Source organism: Gordonia sp. NPDC127522 (assembly GCF_042672305.1).
Lineage (GTDB): Bacteria > Actinomycetota > Actinomycetes > Mycobacteriales > Mycobacteriaceae > Gordonia > Gordonia hongkongensis.
The window spans coordinates 606,886-627,974 of sequence record NZ_JBHXVK010000002.1 but is presented as its reverse complement, the minus strand read 5'-3'; the positions used below and the strand labels follow the sequence as shown (position 1 = coordinate 627,974).

At 67.5% G+C, this 21,089-nt stretch carries 13 protein-coding genes and 2 pseudogenes; 10 read left to right on the top strand and 5 right to left on the bottom strand.

What is annotated here, in order from left to right; genetic code table 11:
• Positions 1-5: 5 nt before the first annotated feature.
• Both ACFVHY_RS07125 and ACFVHY_RS07120 read right to left on the bottom strand, forming a co-directional pair.
• Positions 6-1,703 (bottom strand): VanW family protein, encoded by a 1,698-nt coding sequence (locus tag ACFVHY_RS07125; RefSeq protein ID WP_390270113.1) that lies wholly within the window; start codon positions 1,701-1,703, stop codon positions 6-8.
• A 300-nt stretch (positions 1,704-2,003) separates the two neighbouring features.
• Complete coding sequence (locus ACFVHY_RS07120) at positions 2,004-3,317, bottom strand: acetyl-CoA C-acetyltransferase (RefSeq protein WP_259935855.1); 1,314 nt, start codon at positions 3,315-3,317, stop codon at positions 2,004-2,006.
• Positions 3,318-3,407: 90 nt separating this feature from the next.
• On the opposite strand from ACFVHY_RS07120, the gene ACFVHY_RS07115 reads away from it, so the two are divergent.
• A complete protein-coding gene (locus ACFVHY_RS07115) occupies positions 3,408-4,772 on the top strand; it encodes a 3-oxoacyl-ACP reductase (RefSeq protein ID WP_137809638.1) in 1,365 nt (454 codons plus the stop codon).
• Positions 4,772-5,674, top strand: coding sequence for a MaoC/PaaZ C-terminal domain-containing protein (locus ACFVHY_RS07110; RefSeq protein WP_390270108.1), 903 nt, complete (start codon positions 4,772-4,774; stop codon positions 5,672-5,674). Before ACFVHY_RS07115 ends, ACFVHY_RS07110 begins: the two co-directional genes overlap by 1 nt.
• Positions 5,675-5,907: 233 nt before the next feature.
• Here the strand turns inward: ACFVHY_RS07110 and ACFVHY_RS07105 are convergent, their stop codons facing one another.
• Positions 5,908-6,510: a TetR/AcrR family transcriptional regulator gene (locus ACFVHY_RS07105; protein WP_058252311.1), complete on the bottom strand. Its 603-nt coding sequence runs from the start codon at positions 6,508-6,510 to the stop codon at positions 5,908-5,910.
• A 98-nt stretch (positions 6,511-6,608) separates the two neighbouring features.
• The gene (locus ACFVHY_RS07100) at positions 6,609-7,772 is read right to left on the bottom strand and encodes a glycoside hydrolase family 3 N-terminal domain-containing protein (protein ID WP_390270105.1); all 1,164 of its coding nucleotides are present in this window, start codon (positions 7,770-7,772) and stop codon (positions 6,609-6,611) included.
• 98 nt (positions 7,773-7,870) lie between these two features.
• Here ACFVHY_RS07100 and ACFVHY_RS07095 point away from each other — a divergent pair, with 98 nt between their 5' ends.
• The 5 genes and pseudogenes from ACFVHY_RS07095 to ACFVHY_RS07075 all read left to right on the top strand — a co-directional run bounded on the left by ACFVHY_RS07095 (position 7,871) and on the right by ACFVHY_RS07075 (position 14,885).
• Positions 7,871-8,428 (top strand): universal stress protein, encoded by a 558-nt coding sequence (locus ACFVHY_RS07095; protein ID WP_390270102.1) that lies wholly within the window; start codon positions 7,871-7,873, stop codon positions 8,426-8,428.
• A gap of 337 nt (positions 8,429-8,765) precedes the next feature.
• A pseudogene (locus ACFVHY_RS07090) lies at positions 8,766-9,369 on the top strand (helix-turn-helix domain-containing protein).
• Positions 9,370-9,406: 37 nt separating this feature from the next.
• On the top strand, positions 9,407-10,129 hold the full coding sequence (locus ACFVHY_RS07085) for a DJ-1/PfpI family protein (RefSeq protein ID WP_211539478.1): 723 nt from the start codon (positions 9,407-9,409) through the stop codon (positions 10,127-10,129).
• A gap of 75 nt (positions 10,130-10,204) precedes the next feature.
• Positions 10,205-10,405: a DUF2613 domain-containing protein gene (locus ACFVHY_RS07080; protein WP_004023745.1), complete on the top strand. Its 201-nt coding sequence runs from the start codon at positions 10,205-10,207 to the stop codon at positions 10,403-10,405.
• A 166-nt stretch (positions 10,406-10,571) separates the two neighbouring features.
• Positions 10,572-14,885 carry a DUF3367 domain-containing protein gene (locus ACFVHY_RS07075; RefSeq protein ID WP_390270385.1) on the top strand — a complete coding sequence of 1,438 codons (4,314 nt, stop codon included), beginning with the start codon at positions 10,572-10,574 and terminating at the stop codon, positions 14,883-14,885.
• A 17-nt stretch (positions 14,886-14,902) separates the two neighbouring features.
• Here ACFVHY_RS07075 and ACFVHY_RS07070 read toward each other — a convergent pair.
• A pseudogene (locus ACFVHY_RS07070) lies at positions 14,903-15,946 on the bottom strand (acyltransferase family protein); the annotation flags it as partial.
• 134 nt (positions 15,947-16,080) lie between these two features.
• Between ACFVHY_RS07070 and ACFVHY_RS07065 the strand changes: the two are divergent.
• From ACFVHY_RS07065 to ACFVHY_RS07055, 3 genes are all read left to right on the top strand, one after another.
• Positions 16,081-17,244 carry a DUF3068 domain-containing protein gene (locus ACFVHY_RS07065; protein WP_390270097.1) on the top strand — a complete coding sequence of 388 codons (1,164 nt, stop codon included), beginning with the start codon at positions 16,081-16,083 and terminating at the stop codon, positions 17,242-17,244.
• Between the two features lie 161 nt (positions 17,245-17,405).
• Positions 17,406-19,223, top strand: coding sequence for an AAA family ATPase (locus ACFVHY_RS07060; RefSeq protein WP_390270094.1), 1,818 nt, complete (start codon positions 17,406-17,408; stop codon positions 19,221-19,223).
• The gene (locus ACFVHY_RS07055; RefSeq protein WP_390270092.1) at positions 19,223-21,055 is read left to right on the top strand and encodes an ATP-dependent helicase; all 1,833 of its coding nucleotides are present in this window, start codon (positions 19,223-19,225) and stop codon (positions 21,053-21,055) included. Before ACFVHY_RS07060 ends, ACFVHY_RS07055 begins: the two co-directional genes overlap by 1 nt.
• The last annotated feature ends 34 nt before the right edge of the window (positions 21,056-21,089 follow it).

Genomic DNA, 21,089 nt, shown 5'->3' with positions numbered 1-21,089 from the left:
ACGGGTCAGACGCACTTCACGATGGGTTCGGGCGCGTAGCGGACGGTGCGGGTGGACCGATCGATCTCCCGTCCGGTACGCGCGTCCTTGATGATCCGGGTGTCCGATGCCGTGAAACCCTTGCTCCCGCTGCTCGGGATGCAGTCGTCCCCGCGCGGAACGCGGACTCGCGGCGGATCGGTGGGGGCAACCCGCTCACCCGTGACCGACTCGACCTCGAACGCCTTCGTGCCCCAGAGCCGCACGGTCACCGACGACGGCGACCAGGCGGTCTCGATCAGCACGCCGTGCCGCGTGTTGTTGCGGAACTTCAGGTCGATGGCGCCTTCGAACACGGTCGCCTCCCGCGCCTCCGGGTACCGCGAGATGTAATACGCGTGCTCGGTGTGATCGACGTCCTCGAGCCCGGCGAAATACGTCGCGTTGTACAGGGTCGTCGCGAACTGGGAGATCCCGCCGCCGACCGCGTTCGACGCCCGACCGTGGTCGATGATCGTCGACTCCACGTACCCCTGCTCTGAACCGCGCGGCCCGGTGTGCCCGTTGAGCGAGAACACCTTTCCGGGCAGGACGAGGGCGCCGTCGACCTCGGCGGCGACGAGCCGGATGTTCTCCCCGGAAGCGCTCGAGAAGCCACCGGTGGTGTACTCGCTGATCAGTTCGGTGACGCCGAGCTTGCGCGCGGCATCGGTCGTGAGCTTCGGCTCGACGTCGTCGTAGACGACCTCGACCCTGCGATCGCCACCGTCGGCCGCAGCACTCGTGGCGACGGCGGCGAGGGTCTTCGGCCAGTTGATCGCGGCGCCGTCGACGCCCGGCACCACCTGCGGACGGCCGGACGCCAGACTGAACGTCGCGCTGACGGGGGCCCGTTGCGAGGCGTCGAGGTCGGGGGCGAGGATCTCGCGCCCCACCTTCTCGTCGGCTCGGGGAGTGAGCCCGCCACGGCCGTCGGGCCCGAAGGTCACCATCGCAGCGAGGTCTCCCGCGGGCACCTCGACCGTCCGTTTGCGGCGGTCCACGAGACTCACGGGAGCCGCGACCACCCGTTCGGCCGGTCCGGCGACGGTCACGGCCACGACCTCGGCGCTCACCGTCGGCGAGAAGGGTTCCATGGGCAGGTCGACGGGGGCACCGTCCAGCCAACGGTCGACGAGGGTCGCGGCGGCCGCGTCTCGCGCGATGCGTTCACCCTTGGCGGGCTGATCCCCGACGGGCTCGGTGCCGTCGTAGTGCACACCACCCTCGACCGCCGCCTTCTCGAGTGACGCGCGCTGGGCGTCGAGCGCCGCGTTCATCGCCGTCCGATCCAGCGTGACGACCGGCTCGACGTCGAAGTCGCGGCCGAACAGCGCGGCCAGACGGGCGAGCGGATTGCGCGGTTGCTCGAGGAGACGAGCCCGCGTCGCATCGGCGTCGTATGCGAGTCCCAGCTCGGCGGGCGCGACCTCGGCCGAGCCCTCCGGCGTCCGCAAGACGACCGGTTGTCGCGAACGCGCCGTCAGCTCGTCGAGTACGGAGGTGAGTTCGGCGGAGTTCCGACCGCCCGCATCGATACCGCCGACGACGGCGTTGCGTGGGGAGTCGGAACGGGTGGCCACGAATTCGGCGGCGAGTATGAGCGTGATCACGGCGATGACGGCGAGCACGGCGCGGAGCGCGGTTCGTGCTCGGCGAGAGCCTGGGGTCACAACTCCATCCATCGTGGCTGGCAGCCGCGCGGGGCTGACGACTGGGCCGATCAGGGGGTGGCCGCAGAACTACGGTCGGGAAAAGTAGGCGCTCCGGCCGAGCTGTCGGGTCGGGGGTCTGACAGCGCAGCCGGAGCTATAGACATATTTACGCTACTTTTCGGCCGAGGGCATCCCCGGAGCCCCAAATCTGTCGAATATGTGACGAAGTACCCGGTTTCGTCCCACGAAAGTGAGACGGATCGACCGATCAGTCGCCGATCCGTCTCACTTATCGGGATTCCAACCCTCGATGACGTCCGCTACGAGTCGTCAGCCCTCGATGATCGCGGTGACGCCCTGGCCGCCCGCGGCACAGATCGAGATCAGGGCGCGACCGCCGCCGTTCTCCTTGATCTGCTTGGCCGCCTGCGCGACGATCCGGCCGCCGGTCGCCGCGAAGGGGTGACCCGCCGCGAGCGACGAACCGTGGACGTTGAGCTTGCTGCGGTCTATCGAACCCAGTGCCGAGTCGAGGCCGAGGCGCTCCTTGCAGTACTCCTCGGACTCCCAGGCCTGCAGGGTCGCGAGGACCACCGACGCGAAGGCCTCGTGGATCTCGTAGAAGTCGAAGTCCTGCAGCGTGAGCCCGTTGCGGGCGAGCAGACGCGGCACCGCGTAGGTCGGGGCCATGAGCAGACCGTCGGGCCCGTTGACGTAGTCGACCGCGGCGGTCTCGCTGTCCACGAAGTAGGCGAGCACCGGCAGTCCGCGGTCGGCGGCCCACTCGTCGCTGGCGAGCAGCACGGTCGACGCACCGTCGGTGAGCGGCGTCGAGTTGCCCGCGGTCATCGTCGCGTCGCCGAGGGAGACGCCGAAGACCGGCTTGAGCTTGGCGAGCTTCTCCGCGGTGGAGTCGCCGCGCAGGTTCTGGTCGCGGGTCAGGCCCAGGAACGGGGTGATCAGGTCGTCGAAGAAGCCGGCGTCGTAGGCGGCCGCCATGTTCTGGTGGCTGCGGGCGGCCAACTCGTCCTGGTCGGCCCGCTTGATGCCGAATTCCTTGGCCGTGACGGCGGCGTGCTCGCCCATCGACATGCCCGTGCGGGGCTCGCCGTTGCGCGGGATCTCGATACCGAGCTTCGTCAGCAGCTTCGCGGCGCCGAGGATCTGATCCTTGGTGCTACGCGCCCGGTTGACCTCGAGCAGCTGACGACGCAGGCCCTCGCCCACGGCGATCGGTGCGTCGGACGTCGTGTCGACGCCACCGCCGATCGCGGCGTCGTAGCGACCGCGGGCGATGCCGTCGGCGACCGTCGTGATGGCCTGCAATCCGGTGCCGCAGGCCTGCTGGATGTCGAAGGCGGGCGTGTACGGCGACAACGCCGAGCCCAGCACCGACTCACGGATGAGATTGAAATCACGGGCGTGCTTGAGCACGGCGCCGCCGGCGACCATGCCGAGCTGCTCGCCCTGCAGGTTGAAGCGGCTCACCAGGCCGTCGAGAGCGGCGGTGAACATCTCCTGGTTGCCGACCTTCGCGTACGCCTTGTCCTGACGTGCGAACGGGATGCGGTTGCCGCCGAGAATCGCGACGGGACGATCGCTGCGGGTCTTCGGCTTGCTGGTGGGGTTGGACTGTTCGGCCACGTCGATCTCCCAAGGGTCGGGTGCGGTATCTATAGCGTATTCTTACTCATCAGTAAGTTCGTTGTCGAACGACAGTCAGAGGAGATCAACGTGGCCGCCAACGGAAACACTGGCCTGTACTCGAGCTTCGTCCATTCCGCGCCCGGCGCATTCATCGCCAAGCAGGCCGGATTGCCCGTCCCGCCGCCGCTACGGCGCTACAAGGCTTCCGAGCCGCCGCTGCCCGGCCCCGTGCTGCTCGGCGGGTCCGGCCGGCTCGTCGAACCGCTTCGCGAGATGCTCTCGACCGAGGACTACGACCTGATCCAGAACGCCACGACCGGCCGCAGCGCCGACAAGTACGGCGGCCTGGTCTTCGACGCGACCGGCATCACCACTCCCGCCGAGCTGCGTCAGCTCTTCGAGTTCTTCCAGCCCGCGATGCGCTCGACCGCGGCCTGCGCGCGGTTCCTGGTCATCGGCACCACGCCGGAGCTGGTCACCGACCCCTCCGAGCGCGTCGCGCAGCGTGCACTCGAAGGCTTCACCCGCTCGCTGGGCAAGGAACTCCTGAAGGGGTCCACCGTCCAGCTCGTCTACGTCTCCCCCGACGCCAAGACCGGGCTGACCGGCCTCGAGTCGACCGTGCGCTTCGTGCTGTCGGCGAAGTCGGCCTTCGTCGACGCCCAGGTCATCCGGGTCGGCGGCGCCGACGCCACCGCGCCGAAGAACTGGGACAAGCCCCTCGAGGGCAAGGTCGCCGTCGTCACCGGTGCCGCCCGCGGCATCGGCGCGACGATCGCCGAGGTCCTCTCCCGCGACGGCGCACACGTGATCGCCGCCGATGTCCCGCAGGCCGGGGACGCGCTGTCGGAGACGGCGAACAAGGTCGGCGGCACCGCCTTCCCGCTCGATGTCACCGCGGCCGACGCCGGCGCGAAGCTCGCCGAGCACGCTCTCGAGCGTCACGGCGGCATCGACATCATCGTCAACAACGCCGGCATCACCCGCGACAAGCTGCTTGCCAACATGGACGACTCCCGCTGGGACGCGGTCATCGCGGTCAACCTCATCGCACCGCAGACCCTCGTCGAGACGCTGCTCGAGAAGGGTGCTCTGCGCGAGGGCGGCGCCGTCGTCGACGTCTCGTCGATCGCCGGCATCGCGGGCAACCGCGGCCAGACCAACTACGGCGCCTCGAAGGCCGGTGTCATCGGCCTCGTGGACGCCTACGCGCCGATCCTCGCCGAGAAGGGCATCACCATCAACGCGGTGGCGCCCGGCTTCATCGAGACCAAGATGACCGCGGCCATCCCGCTAGCCACCCGTGAGGCCGGCCGCCTGATGAGCTCGCTGCAGCAGGGCGGTCAGACCGTCGACGTCGCCGAGACCGTGGCCTACTTCGCCAACCCGGCGAGCAATGCCATCACCGGCAATGTGGTCCGCGTCTGCGGCCAGGGATTCCTGGGGGCCTGATGGGCAAGACGATCACCCTCCCGTCCGCACCCGGCACCGCCGAGCTGTACGGCAAGGCGGTCACCGCGCTGCTGCCCGGCATCGGCAAGCCGCCACGGGTGCCGGCCGACGCCACCGCACCCGAGACGCGTTACCGACTCGACGGCGTGCGGGTGGATTCGACTGCGCTGCAGGCGTACTGCCACGCGACCGGGCAGCGGTTCGGCGGCACCCTGCCGCTGACGTACCCGTTCGTGCTGCAGTTCCCGGTCGTCATGAAGCTCATGACGTCCGACGAGTTCCCGTTCGGCGCCGTCGGTTCGGTACACATGACGAACACCATCGAACGTTCGCGGCCCATCGAGGTCGGTGAGCCGCTCGACATCGTCACGCATGCACAGAACCTGCGCGAGCACCGCAAGGGCATCCTGATCGACGTCGTCAGCGAGATCCGCGTCGGATCGGAACTCGTCACCACCCAGACGGCGACGTTCCTGAAGCAGCAGCGCACCAGCCTGTCCGACGAGCCGCGGGGTCCTGAACCGAAGTCGAAGACCCCGCCGCCGCCGGACGCCATCCTGGCCGTCGACCTCAAGCGGATCCGCGAGTACGCCGCCGCCTCGGGCGACCGCAACCCGATCCACATGGGCAACCTGCCGGCGAAGGCCTTCGGCTTCCCCAAGGCCATCGCCCACGGGATGTGGAGTGCCGCAGCAGCTGTCGCGAACGTGGAGGCGCAGCTGCCGGACGCGGTCACCTACGACGTCAGGTTCGGCAAGCCGATCCTGTTGCCGGCCAAGGTGAACCTCTACACCCGCCGCATCGACGGCGGCAGTGGTGAGAGCAGGGGCAGCTTCGACATCGCGATCCGCGACCGCCGCAAGGGATTCCCGCACCTCACCGCGACGACGCGGGAGGGCTGAGGGGCGTCGCCCTCGCTCCCTGAAAAAGCGAGCTTTCGAGCGTCACCCTCCGCTCCCTGAGGAGCGAGCTTGCGAGCGTCACCCTCCGCTCCCTGAGGAGCGAGCTTGCGAGCGTCACGAAGGGTTTCGCGACCCCGGTCGCCAGACCCTTCGTGACGCGCCCTCCGCAAGCTCCGGGCGCTCCTCAGGGAGCAGGGGTGGGTCGCCCTCAGGGAGCAGGGGTGGTGGTCACCTCAGGCGTCTGTACCGACGCCCTTCAGGCCGCGCCAGGTGATGCCGACGAGGAGGCTGGTGGCCCGCTCGAGGTCGACGTCGCCCTCGGTGATGCGGTCGGCGACGGCCTCGGCGGCGCCGACGATCGCGACGGCGGTGAGTTCGAAGTCGATGTCGCTGTCGACCTCGACGGTCGTGCCCGCCTTGATCAGCTGGGCGACCATCTCGGTGACCCGCTGGCGGCTCTCGGAGACGATGCCGGCGAAACCGGCGGTGCCGATGGCGACGCGGTAGAGCACTCGCCAGGACTGCCGGTGCTCGTGGACGAAGCGAAGGAACTCACGGATCACCGTGACGGCCTGCTCACGCTGCGACAGCGACGGGTCGAAACCGACGCTCATCGCGTCGATGAACAGACCGGACTCACGGGCGATGCACGCGCTGAACAGTTCGTCCTTCGAGCCGTAGTACAGGTAGAGCATCGGCTTGGAGATCTGCGCCTCGGATGCGATCGCGTCCATCGACGTCTCGCGAAAACCGTTCTGCGCGAACACCTTGACGGCAGCATCGAGCATCTGCTGCTCGCGCACCGCGCGGGGCAGGCGCTTGGTTCCGCCCGACATGACCGCCACCTCCGTTCACGACAACTGTTCCGACCGACGATATCAACAACTTACCAATCGGTAAGGTGAAACCCCCTTCGACGCGGGGTCTCAGCAGTTCAACAGTTCACCACACCCTTGGACCGCAGGATGCGCACGACCTTGTCATCGAGGCGGGCCGGTGCGAGGCGACCGGACGACACCGCACGCTCGAGGTTGTCGAGCACCGAACCGACACGGTCGGTGGACAGCCACAGCGCGACGTCGCCACCGGCGAGGATGAACTTCTCCACCGCCTGCTCGATGGGGTATTGCGCGCTGATCGCGGCCATGCCCGACAGATCGTCGGAGTAGATCACGCCGTCGAAGCGCGGACCGTCGTAGCCGACGCCGGTGCGCAACATCTGGATCGCCGGCCGGCTGATGCTGGCGGGCAGTCCCCGCGTCAGGCCGGGGACGATCAGGTGGCCGACCATCGCGCCCGCGGTTCCGGGGTCACGCAGCAGCGTCCGGAACGGCACGAGATCGCTGTCCTGCAGCTCGGCGAGCGACGGGACCGTCACGACTCCCAGATGAGAGTCACCCGAGCCGTGCCCGTGCCCCGGAAAGTGCTTGTACACGGGCGTGATTCCGGCGTCGGCCAACCCCGCCGCGTACGCGCCCGCGTATTCGGTGACGACCGCCGGGTCGTTGCTGAAGGACCGGTCACCGATCACCTCGTTGTCGGATTCGTCGCTCACGTCCGCGACCGGCGCGAAATCGACGGTGACGCCGAGCCGCTTGAGCTTGCGGCCCACGTCGGCCGCGATCGCACGCACCTGCTCGGGCGTCTTGGTCTGGGCGAGTTGACGGGGCGAGGCGTGGTCGATGCCGAGCGCGGACAGGCGCGACACCCGCCCGCCCTCCTGATCGACGGTGACCATCAGCGGGATCGATGAGTTCTGCGAAATACGTGCTGCCGCACCGCTCGTCAGAATCGCCTTGTCGGTCCAGCTGCCGACGAAGATCCCGCCAATCTCCTCGTTCTCGACGATCTGCTGCGCGTCGGCCGCCCCGGTGACGCCGACGACGATCAGCTGCGCCAGCTTCTGGCGTACGGACAACTTCGCGAGTTCGTTTGCACCACAACTGTTTGCGACCGGAACGGTCGTCGGCGACGCCGATGAAGACGCCGAAGCGTGCGACGACGCCGAGTACGAGGGAGTCGGCGGCGGTGAGTCCGGCGTCGATGACGCGCACGCCGCCAGCGCCGCGCACAGTACGGCGACCGTCCCAGTCGTCATCGCATTCCGGATCCAGTTGTCACGGATCCCTTCGCGACGAATCCGCCGGGGTCTGCGAGTTGGGCCCATGGCACGAGTCTGGCATGTAGTCTGAGCCAATGGACGTGGGGTCCGATTCGTCCGGGTCCGCCACCGCCGGGAGCGGTAGCGGCGGCAACAGTGCCGCACAAACACTGATGATCGCCTACGACGGGTCCCCGAACGCCGACCGCGCCATCCGATACGCCGGACAATTCCTCCGCGCGCAATCCGCAGTGGTCGTCACCGCCTGGCAGCCCGGCGGCATGACGCCGGCACGTATGTCCACCCTGGCAGGCGGGATGCAGCCGTTCATCGACACCCAACTCGACGCCGGCGTCGACCAGGCCCTCGAAGACGAGGCCGCCGCGATCAACGAGCGCGGCGTGACACTTGCCGCCGAGTGCGGACTGACTGCGCGCGGATCGCTCGTGGAGGTGGAGTCGACGGTGTGGGGTGCGCTCGTCGCCGCCGCCGAAGCGCTCGACGTCGATCTCCTGGTCACCGGAACGCGCGGGGCGTCGGGACTCAAGGCACTGCTGCGGTCCAGCGTCGCCGAGCGGGTCCTCAAACATTGCCATCGGCCGGTGTTCATCGTTCCTGCCAAGTGCGAGAAAGAACCACAGGTCACGTTGTAGCGCCATCTGCTGGCCGAGCGTCCCCACCTGACGGCCGAGCTTGTCGAGGTCACCAAGTGGCTTCGACACGGCGCCTCGACCTCGACGCGCTCCTTCGTCGCTTGCTCGGCCCGGCGGCTTCGCTCGGGGCCGGCTCAACCAGCGGGGGTGGCTTCGACACGGCGCCTCGCTCCGCTCGGGGCCGGCTCAACCAGCGGGGGGCGAGCCGGCTCGACCAGCGGGGCGGGTGCCCGCTCAACCAGCGGCGGGTCGGTCTCCGTCCAGCCAGCAGAGACATGTCCTGATCTGTGGGATGCGTGGCCTGGACGCCACGGTGCGGGTCGGAAACGATGTCCTCATGAGTCGATCGGTGCTGATCCTCGGATACCCCGGGGTGCAGGCCCTGGACGTGACCGGTCCGGCCGACGTGTTCACCACCGCGTCGTATGCCCTCGCCGACCAGGGCGCGCAGGTCCGCTACGACCTGCGGCTGGTGTCGAAGTCCGGTCTGCCGGTGGGCACCGGCGTCGGGCTGGAGTTCGTCGCGCAGCCGCTGCCCGACCCGGCCGAGCCGCTGGACATCCTGATCCTCCCCGGCGGCACCGGCGTCCACGACGCCTCCCGCGTGGATGCCCCGGGCCCGGCGCACGGCGATCCGCGAGATCCAGGAACGTATCGAGGCCGAGCCGGGCCGGGTGCACCGCGTCGACTTTCTCGCCCGCGACGCGTCGATGAGCCCGCGCCATTTCTCCCGCATCTTCACCGACGAGACCGGCGAGGCGCCGGGCGCCTATGTCGAACGGGTCCGGACCGACGCCGCCCGCCGGGCACTCACCCAGAGCGACGACACGATGCCGGTGATCGCCACCCGGTGCGGGTTCGGATCCGCCGAGACGATGCGACGCACCTTCGTCCGCCGGCTCGGCGTGCCGCCCGATCAGTACCGCCGCACCTTCCGCTAGACGCACACCCGAGAACCCACGACCCGAAAGGGCATCCATGACCCAGATAGCGATCGTCCTCTACCCGCAGTTCACCGCGCTCGACTTCATCGGCCCCTACGAGGTGCTGCGGGCCCTGCCCGACACCGAGGTGAGGTTCGTCTGGCACGAACCCGGACCGGTCGTCGCCGACTCGGGCGTGCTCGTCGTCGGAGCCACGCATTCGTTCGACGAGACACCTTCGCCGGACGTCGTCCTGGTGCCGGGTGGTCCCGGTTTCCTGGCCGCCTCGCAGGACGAGAAGGTCCTCGACTGGCTGCGTGCCGTACGGCCGGGCGCCCAGTGGACGACGTCGGTGTGCACCGGTTCGATCATCCTGGCGGCGGCCGGTCTGCTCGACGGGAAGCCGGCCACGACGCATTGGTCGTCGATGGCCGGGCTGTCGCTGCACGGCGCGAAGCCGGTCTCGGACCAGCGGATCGTGCGCGCCGCGCCCGACGACGACCTGGTCACCGCGGCCGGCGTGTCCGCGGGCATCGACCTCGCGCTGTGGCTGGCCGAACAGATCGCCGGGCGTGCGCGCGCCGAGGCGATCCAGTTGATCATCGAGTACGACCCGCAGCCCCACCTGGACTCCGGGCATCGTTCCAAGGCGTCTGCCAAGACGATCGCGACGTCGACGATGCTGCTCAGCCGCGACGTCGACAAACCCGAGATGGTGAAGTCGAGCGTGCGGCTGTTGTGGGATCGCGCCCTCACGAAAGTGCGCTCCGGGCGTTGAGCACCGCGCGGCGGTTCCGCAGGTGTGAGCGGGTGTCACCCGGAAACGGACTTCGGCGATGGTAGTTTCATCGCCATGACCAACAACCGCCTTGTCGCCGGAGCCGTCGCCGGGGTCGCCGGCATCCTGGTGGGACTCGGCGCGGTGTTCCTCGGCGGGTTCCTGGCCTCCGAGAACAGCCCGTCCACCGATCTGAACAACATCAGCCCGAACAACGGATTCGTCCAGGGTTCGGTGGACTACGGTTCGCGCGGCGGAGCCGGCGAGACCAACTGACACCTCGACGACGCCTCCGGTCCCGGCGTCTCCTGATCGACAGCAGCCGCAACTGAGTACTCCGCCTCCGCCACCGGATCAGTCCATCCTGGATCGGTCTGGGCTCTATCGGTCTGGGCTCGACCGGTCTGGGCTGAGTCGGCGCGGCGTCGCCGTCGTCGCCGCGATCTCGCTGTTGATCTGCCTGCTGCAGTCACCGGGCCGCATCGCCGCCGACACCAAACTCGACCTCACCGCGAATCCGCTCGGATTCCTCGCGCGCGCCGCGCATCTGTGGACGCCGAACGCACCGATGGGGCAGGTGCAGAACCAGGCCTACGGGTACTTCTTCCCCCACGGCGCGTTCTTCGCCCTGGGTGACCTTCTCGCCGTTCCGCCGTGGATCGTGCAACGCCTCTGGTGGGCGGTGCTGCTCACCGTCGGGTTCGTCGGCATCGTCCGCCTCGCCGAGATGCTGCGGCTGGGCTCGCCCGCCTCGCGGATCATCGCCGCCACCGTCTTCGTGCTCAGCCCGCGGGTCCTGACCACGCTCGGCTCGATCTCGTCGGAGACCCTGCCGATGATGCTCGCCCCGTGGGTGCTGATCCCGGTGGTGCGGGCACTCGACACGCGGGCCGAGAACGCTGCCCCGCTGTGGCGGGAGGCCGCGCGTGCGTCGGCCGCGGTCGCGCTGATGGGCGCGGTCAACGCCGTCGCGACGCTGGCAGCGCTCGGCGTCGCCGCCCTGTGGTGGCTGCTGCACAGTCCGCGCGACCGACGCTGGTGGCGGTTCGGCGCCTGGACCGCGGCCGGCCTGACCCTGGCGTGCGCGTGGTGGCTCGTCCCGCTGCTGATCCTGTCGCGCGTGAGTCCGCCGTTCCTGGACTACATCGAATCGTCGCGGGTCACCACGCAGTGGACCTCTCTCACCGAGGTGCTGCGCGGGGCGAGTTCGTGGACGCCGTTCGTGTCGCCGGAGCGCGTCGCCGGGGCGGTGCTCGTCACCCAGCCCGCCGCGGTGCTGGCGACCGGGGCCATCGCAGCCGCGGGGCTCGCCGGATTGTGCATGCGGCACATGCCGTTCCGCGGCCGTCTCGTCGCGATTCTCGGCGTCGGCCTCGTCCTGATGTGCGTCGGCCACGCGGGTGAACTCGGGTCGCCGGTCGCTGAGCAGGTACGCGTCTTCCTCGACGGCTCCGGCGCCCCGCTGCGCAACATCCACAAGTTCGAGCCGCTGCTCCGCATCCCGCTGGTCCTCGGTGTCGCACATCTCCTGGCACGGGTTCCGCTGCCGGGGAGTGCGAGTCGCCGCGAGACGCTCTCCGCCTTCGCCCAGCCCCAGCGGTCACGACCGGTCGCCGCGACGATCGTCCTGCTCGTCGCCGTCATCGGCGCCGGGTCGTTGATGTGGACCGGCCAGCTCGCGCCGGACGGTACGTACCAGGCGATTCCACGCCACTGGCAGCAGACCGCCGACTGGCTGGCGAAGCACAGCGAACGCGACGACGGCGCCCCGCCCGCCCGCGCGCTGGTCGTCCCCGGCGCCCCGTTCGCCGACCAGCTCTGGGGGCTCACCCGCGACGAACCGCTGCAACCCCTGTCCGACACCCCGTGGGCGGTCCGCGACGCGATCCCGCTCACCCCGCCCGGCGCGATCCGCGCCCTCGACTCCGTACAACGGGAGATCGCCGCGGGCCGTGGATCCCCCGGCCTCGCCGCCACCCTCGCCGGGCAGGGCATCGGATTCGTCGTCCTCCGAGCCGATCTCGACCCCGACACCTCGCGGTCGGCCCGCCCGCTGCTCGTGCAACAGGCACTCGACGAGTCGCCCGGGCTCCGTCGCGTCGCCGAGTTCGGTCCGCCGATCGGGCCACCCAGCGTCCGAGGAGTGGTGCGCGACAACGGGCTACGTCCGCCGATGCCCGCGGTGCAGATCTACGCCGTCGGCGAACCGGGCACGCCGATGACCGGCACCGGCCCGCGACTCGTCGACACCACCGGGCTCCCCCGCATTGCCGGCGGGCCCGAGGCGATCGCCGAACTGGCCGACGTCCGCGCACGCCAAGGGCTTCCCCCGCTCGGACCCGTCGTGCTCGACGCCGACGCCCGCCGCGCCGGGATCGTCGACGGCCCGTTGATCGTGACCGACACACCCGCTGACCGGGAGACCGACTTCGGACGCGTCGACGACCACAGTTCGGCGATCAGGTCGCCGTCGGACCCGCGTCGGACACAGAACGCCGTCGCCGACTACCCCGTCGACGGCCAACCACTGGTCCACGGGGAATGGTTGTTGGACAACGACAGCGGCGAAGTCGAGGTGTCGACGTCGGGATCGGCGGCGGACGCGGTCCAGCCCGGACAGACCTCGCCGGCCAACTCGGCGGCCGCAGCCTTCGACGGCAACCCGCAGAGCGCCTGGGTGAGCGGCGGACTGGAGACCGCGGTCGGGCGATGGATGCGCATCGGTTTCACGACGCCGCGCACCGATCTCGCGGTGACCCTGACGACCGCGAAGGCACTCGGACCCGACGTCACGAGTGCGCTGATCACCACCGAGGCGGGCAGCACGGTGGTCTCCGGTCTCGCTCCCGGCGAACCGGTCACCGTGACCGCCCCCAGCGGCCCCACCGGTTGGCTCCAGATCCGCGCGCTCCGCACCGACGACGGCACGGCGGGGAACCAATTCGCGCTCGGTGAGGTGACGGTCTCCGATCTGCGGACCGCGACGCCGTTGCGGATCCGCCATCGCGTTGTGCTGCCCGAACTCGAGGCCGGCACCGACGTGGCCCAGTGGCTGCTGTACCAGGAGTTGTCCGGGCGGGCATCGTGCGTCTCCGACCCCGAGCGGCAGATGACCAGGTGCGCACCAGGTCTCGCACTCTCGCCGGAGACGTCGGCGGTGTTCGGGCGCGCACTCTCGGTGCCGTCGGATGTCACCGTCTCCCCCACCGCGATCCTGCGACCCCGACCCGGGGATGCTCTGGATCGGCTTCTCGCCGAGGACGACCGGGTCACGGCGCGCGGGCCCCGCCCGGTGACCGACCCTCGTGGCGGGCCCGCGGCCGCCGTCGACGGCGACCCCGGAACCTCGTGGACCGCACCGGAGATCCCCGACGAGCGGACGTCGCAAGCGGGCGATGATTCCTCGGCAGACGACGACGCAGCAGCCGACGAGAACACTCCCACCCTGGTCCTGGACCTCCCGCGCGAACAGCGGGTCGAGGCGCTGACGATCGCCGCCCCGCGGGGGTATCCCGCGGCGCCCACCGAGGTCGCGGTCGACCTCGGGACCGGCGAACAGATCCGCGAGGTGGACGAGAACGGCGTCTTACGACTCGATCCCGCGGTCACCGACCGCGTCGAGATCACCATCCGCGCGCAGTCCGACCTGATCGACGTCAACAGCCTCGGATTCTCCAGTCCCGCACCACCGGGGATCGCCGAGGTCCAGGTGTTCCCGTCGCCGGCGACCGGTACGGACGCCGACCGGATCGTCGAGATCGGTTGCGACGCCGGGATCGGCCTGACCGCCGCGGGTCAGGTCGTCCGGATGTCCGTGCGCGCCACCGCGTCCGAGCTGCGCAGCGGACAGCCGGTGGTCGGGCGCCCGTGCGACGGCGGCCGGCTCGTGCTGCCCGCCGGCCAGCAGGAGGTGTCGGTCAATCCCGGCGACGCCTTCACCGTCGACGCCCTGTCGCTGGTGGACGGTGATCCGGTCTCGGCGCCCGCGTCGACGTCCCCCGAGGTGACCGAGTGGTCGCCGGTGCGGCGGGCGGTGACGGTCGACGCCGGTGCGCAACGGCTGCTCGTCGTGCCCGAGAGCACCAACCCGGGGTGGCAGGCGCACCTCGACGACACGCAGCTACGGCCGGTCGTCGTCGACGGGTGGCAACAGGGCTGGGTCGTCCCCGCCGGTGCAGGCGGAACCGTCGAACTCACCTTCCGATTCGACTCGCTGTACCGGTGGTCGCTGGGGATCGGGCTCGCGCTGATGGCGCTGCTGCTCGTCGCCGCGTGGTGGCCGTCCGCGCGTCGCATGCGGGCCGGCGACCCCGTCGTGATTCCGTCCGGGCGCGGCACCGTGCTCGTCGCGGCGGGTGCGGTGTTCGCCGCGGCGTGGCTGGTGTCCGGCTGGTGGGGACTCGCGGCCGCCGTCGTGGTCGGCACCCTCGCCGCAGCGGTACCGCAGAAGGCCGGCGTCACAATCACATTCGTGGCGATGATGACCGCGACCATCGGGCTGGCGGCCGGCCCCTGGCACGCCTCGGGCGGGTACCACGGGTCGCAATGGTGGGTTCAGCTACCGGCGCTGGTGGCGGTGTCGATGACGGCGTGGTTGGTGTTCTGGTCGGCCGTCGACGGCGGGCCTGATGACGACGGGCCTGACGACGACGGGCCTGACGACGACGGGGCGTCGGCCGCGTCGTGGCGACGGTTGCGACGACGATTCTCGCGGTTGCGCAACCAGTTCCGGGCCGGCTCCTCGATGAAGGCATAGCTGGCCGCAGCGACGCCGATCGACAGACCGAGGGTGATCACGAGCACCAGGAGGGTGTCGCCGCTGAACGGCACGATGCCGAACAGCGGGAAGACCACTGCCAGTATCGCGACGTGCCAGATGAAGATCCCGTACGACCACCTCCCGAGCGCGAGCATCACGCGTGAGGTGAGGATGCGGAACGGCCCGTCGTTGCAGACGAGTGGGGCGAGCAGCGCATATCCGCAGAGCGCGCCGAGAACCATCTTGGTGGCGAACTCGATCTCGGTGACTGCACCGAGACCCGTCGGGCCGGCGATCCTGGTGCACGCCAGCGCGTAGGCGACGACGAGGACGCCCAACATGAGCGGGCGATTCGCGCTGAGGCGGATCGTTCCCGCCATCCAGCGGCCCGTCCCCGACGTCCCGGATGCGGAACCCGATGCCGGTCCACGTTCGAGGACTCCGGCGATCTCGGCCAGGACCAGACCCGCGACGAACCACGGGAGGTGGCCGAACACCCAGTTCTTGGTCTCCACGCCGTCGGCCACGGGCAGCGAGGTGCCGACCCATGCCCAGCCGAGGCTCAGCGCACCGAGGAGGACGAGCGCCGGCACCCGCGCACACAGACGGCTCCCGCGCAGCCGCAGCAGAGCGAAGCCGATGAGCGGCAGCAGTGCGTAGAAGGCGATCTCGACCGAGAGGCTCCACATCTGGGTCAGACCGGCGGTCAGTGTCAGCGGCACGAAGACCTGCGTGAGCGTGAGGTTCGCCAGCCAGACCTGCGCATCGGCTCCCTGCGCTTCGGGGAGCAGCAGGATCACCAGCGTCACCACGACCACGTAGGCCGGCCAGATGCGCACGACCCGATGGCGGAAATACCGCGGCACCGACGGATGACCGGTCCCGCGATGCGCGGCGTCGACCCACGGCCGCCAGAGCAGAAATCCGGAGAGCGCGAAGAACAAGGCGACCGCTAGGTCGAGACGACCGAGGACCGGCCCCAGCACGGGGATCTCGACCGCGCGGGTCTGGAAGGCCACGTGCGTGACCAGGACCCCGATCGCGGCGATGGCCCGCATGCCCTCGAGCTGCGGATAGAACCGCCGGGCGGAACCCGTTGCGGGTTCGGCGGTGGCGGGGCTGGTGGGGCCGGGGTCGGTGCTGGTCATGCTGCTGACAGGGTAGCCGGGAGGCGTTGCGTACCCTCGCCACCATGTCCTCGCCGTCCTCCTCGTCGCACCCGGAGCCCCATCGCTGGTCGACGGCGGACCTCGCGGGACCGACGCTGATCTTTGTCGGCGCGTTCCTGCTCGCGGTGACGATCGCGCTGCCCACCCTGCTCGTCGGCGGGTTCCGCACGATCCCGCTGAGCACCGACTTCACCACCGTCGCCACCGCCGACGACGCGACGATCTTCGACCGGTGCTCGCTGGAGACCCGGACGGCCCGTACCGTCGGCGCCGACCTCGTCCGGCAGCAGCGCGTCGTGGCGGTGCAGCCGTCCGACGAACACCGGGTGACGCTGCAGGCCGGCACGTCGATCCAGGCCGAGAAGCTGCGCATCGACGATCGGGAGGTCGACCCCGGCGATCCGCGCCCCGGTGTCGATGCCGATGACCCGGCACAACCGTGCAACGAGGCGACCGTGAATGCCATCAAGGACAGGGTCACACTCGACCGGAAGAACGCGCTGCCCCGACTCGCCGCCCGCGGGGCGTCGGAGATCCAGTACGACAGCGGTCAGGCCGCGGTGCTCGTCCCGGACCGTCGCGGCGTCACCTATCTGCTGCCCTTCGACACGGCGACCGCCGACCGCGAGTTCTTCGACCCGATCACCCGCACCACCGTGCCGTTGGTCCACGACGGTGACACCGAGGTGCAGGGTCGCGACGTCGCACGGTTCCGCGCCGAGGTCCCTGACACCGACCTCGCCCGCGAGGCGCTGGGTCGACCGGTCGGCACGAATGTCTCGATCACGCGTCCGACGTCGTGGTTCGGGTTCGGCGACTCGAGCCGGCCGTTGACCGTGAGCCTCCATCACCGGAGTTCGTGGGATCTCGCCGTCGACACCCGGACCGGCACCATTGTCGACGCCACGATCACCGTCGACGAGGCGTACCGCTTCCCCGACGGCATCCCCGGCGTCCCGGCCGACTTCGAATTGCCGCATCTGCGCGCGACTTTCGGCTACGACGACGACACGCAGGCCCGAATGACGGACCTGGCCGACGATCTCGCGTCCCCGATCCTGATCTGGGGCCGGCTCGTACCGATCGGCACCGCGGTCCTGGGCCTGGTGGCACTGGTGGCCGGATTGATACTAATCAACCCGGCCTGGCTACCCGCCCGGTTCCGGCGCCGGAGTGTCCTCGCGTAGACCCCGTAGACGTTCTCCGAGAGTTACTGGGGCCCGGTCAAGACGTGTGCAACCGGCAGCGAAGGAGACAAAACTCCTGAAAAATGCAGTTCTCACCTTGTCAGGCAGCAGTGGTTCAATGTACTCCCGTAGCCATCAACAGCCATTAGGAGCCCGACGCCATGCCTGAGGCCTCAACCGACGAGAGCGCAGATGGCGCCCCTACCTCGGCGGTGTCGCCCCCAACGAACCCCGGCCGGTTCGCGGAAGTGTATATCGAGCGCCTCGAGGTACATGGCTTTCGTGGAATCGACGAATGCAAGCTGGAGTTAGAACCGGACCTAACCCTCCTGGCAGGACACAACAATGCTGGCAAGTCACGAATACTCTCCGCCCTGAACCTTGCACTTGGAGGTCGCCGAGCCGATCCTGACGATTTTACTGTCGGACAGGAACTCGAGCCGTATATCGATGTCGTTCTCGCGCCTCGCCTGTCTGGAGGGGATCCCGCAGACGAGTCATTCGAAGACAACGTCGGACGCAAGCTCGGAACCGGGGTGCAGACCCTACAAGAAGAACCGCTCCGCGAACGCTTCGCATGGCGAACATATGTCCGTCGCTCCGCGGAAGGCCTCGGCGCTTTCGCCGAAACTCGCCTATTAACATTTGACGTAACAAATAGACGGTGGACACAACGCACAGACGCTCGGGCTCTGAACGCGGACCAGCGTTCTCTGTTTGCCGCGGAATTGATCGACACAAAGCGGGACATGGTCGAGGAACTGAGCAGGCGAGGATCACCGATAAGAAAGATACTAAGCGATCTCGAGTTTACAGAAAGTAATCGTCAGGAGATCGAGGACGGGTTGACGGCGCTTGGCGCAAGCATCATTTCCGGCAGCAACACCCTCATGTCTTTGCGCGAAGCGCTCGACGGTCTCCACAGATTAATTGGCAGCATGGGAGCGCCCCACCTAAATCCGCTTCCCATGACCCTTGACGAGCTCGCGCGGTCCGTGTCGGTCGACTTAGACACCGGTTCTGGCGCGTTGCCAATCCGTATGCACGGATCGGGTTCACGCAGTTTAGCCTCGCTGCAGGTGCAAGGTGTCTTGTACGACCGCCGCTTGGGAAAGGACGGATCTGCGCTAGCGCCGCATCCCGTGTCATTGGTTGAAGAACCTGAGGCCCACCTGCACCCACAGGCGGCCCTGGAACTGTGCGAGCTGCTCGTATCTCTCCGTGGCCAAAAGGTAGTGTCCACACATTCAGCCCAGCTGGTCACTGCCGTTCCCCCCCGTAGCATCCGGCTGCTGAGAAAGCAGACAGCGGGTCTGAGGATCATTGATCTTGGTCCTGCGGCGACCGCGGCTGACGCACCCCACCGAGCGCTGCGACCTGATCTTCATACGGCGGAAATGGAGACCCTAAAACGGCTGGTGGAAAGACCTTTTGGAGAGATGGTTTTTGCGACCGCAGTGATCATCGGGGACGGCGCAACTGAGCGCGCATTCCTTCCCGTGGTGGTTCGATACGCCTTGCAGCATCGCGCTCACGGCATCTGCGTAGTCGATCCGGAGAGCCTTGCAAGCCCAGTTGCGACAGCTGCGGTGAAATTCGCAACCTTGACCGAGACCCCGTGGTACGTGTTTGCCGATAGCGACCCTTCCGGCAAGGCGGCGGCGACGACCTTACTCCACGATCAGGGCGACAGCGATCCATCCAGATTAATTTGGATAGAGAACACTGGTGGAACCAAGTCAACCGACGGTGCTTTTGAGTCCATGATGACCACTTTCGACTCTGAACTATGTCGAGCCGCCTGCAAAGATGTCCGCTCGGACATCTCCGACTCGATGCCGCTTCACAAGGCCCTTAAGAAGGTCAAAGGCAGCGTCGGCGTCTCGCTGGCAAGTAGGCTCATCGCGGAGTACCCAGATATCGCAGACTGGCCGGAGCCATTGAGGATCCTGATCGAACGACTACAGCAGGAGTTGTAATGCCATACAAGGGTAGTCCCGAAGATCCTCAGCCGCCGCTAAGTGACGAGCAACTTACTGCGGTGATGGCTGCTGAGTCTGCAATGGCAGTCATTGCTAGCGCTGGAAGCGGAAAGACCGAGGTCGTCGCTCGTCGAGCACAACGCCTGTTACAGGAGAGCACGAGCGACGGGCAGAAGATTCTCGCATTGTCGTACACAAAGAAGGCGGCAGATGAATTGCGCTCCCGACTGAGTGAGCGCCTTGGCGCACTGGCGTCGAGAGTCGAAACCGATACGGTCCACGGGTTTGCCTACACAATCATTCGAGAACATGGCACCAAGATCGGCTTGCCGGTAGAACCTGAGCTCCTAACACGGGACGAGGATCGCGCTGAACTGCTGACCCGTTGGCTCGAGGATCAGGGAGCATCGGCCCCGAATGACATAAAAGCCACCCTTCGGGACCTCGATATTCGCCGCGCTCGCAACCAGGGGGGCGGCCTTGTGGACGAGTGGGAAGCCGCACTGTCGAATTCCCGTGCGCTCGACTATCCTGCACTCTTGTCAGCTGCTCAAAAGTTGTTCGAGGTCAAATCGACTAGAAGGCAAATTTCTCGAGTGTACGGGCACCTCATCGTTGACGAGGCACAGAACTTGACTCCCGCCCAGTACGATCTCTTGACAGCGCTTATAGGAGAACCCAGCGCCGCGAACATTCAATCTGTAATGCTAGTGGGTGACGATAAACAATCAATTGTCAGTTTCGCGGGCGCCGATCCCCGATTAATCAACAAGTTCATTGTTGAATATGGAGCGCGGACGTATTACCTCAGCGCCAATTTCAGATCAGCAATAGCAATTTCTCGGCTTGCGCACACGATCGCCCAGGCACTCGGGCACAGAAACTCTGAATCTGTTGAGACTCACAATCAAGCGCCCGGATCAGTCCTATTTAACGAAGCTAGGGACGAAGAACACGAAGGAGAAATTGTCGCTGCCTGGGTCGACAATTTGATTTCGAACGGACTCCCAAGAGATGCCCTCGCTCCCTCAGACGTGGCAGCCATTACAGCTGAGGAGATTGCCATTTTGGGACGTTCCGCGACCGCGCTGCGTCAGGTTGCTCAACAGCTGACAGCACGAGGTATTCCGTGGGTCTCCTCGAGTGGAGCTGACGACTGGCTAGACAGCACACCCGGAAAAATTGTCTTCGAGATTATTGGCCTTCGCGCAGCCAATCGTCACCAATCGGTGCACTGGCAACTAGCGCGCTTACTAGGCGTCGACTCGTCCCTTGTGACCCACGCAGATGACCTGTACACACAACTCAAGCGCAGTACCGATCCAACAGTCGCCATGCTCGCACCTCTGTGTGGGGCACATACTCTCGGAGAGTTCGTCGCTACTCTAGAGCGTCTGCCAGTTCCATCGAACACCGAATATAGCCAGCTCGCGTCTTGGCAGGCGGATGTAAATCAGCTTCGTGAATCGTGGATTGAATTCGACCAGTCTGTCGACCGAAATGACGTGACGTGGTCCGCCTTCAAACTATTCTGCTCTAGGCAGCAACGCGGCGACGATTTGGCGCCGGGGGTTCGACTACTGACTATTCACAAAGCCCAAGGTCGTGAGTTCCGTGCGGTTGCCCTAGTTGGAATGAACGACGGACAAATCCCGGACTTTAGGGCTCAATCAGCAGAGGAGACACGCGCGGAGCTCCGTACGTTCTATGTCGCAGTAACACGCGCACGCCGAGCACTACTTCTCACACGATCTCAAAGTAGGGCAACTCAGTACGGAACCCGGCGAACTAGCCCGTCACCATTCCTAGGCTACCTCAGGTCGTCTTAGGAACCGCCCCTGTTGTTGTCACAGGGGCGGTTCA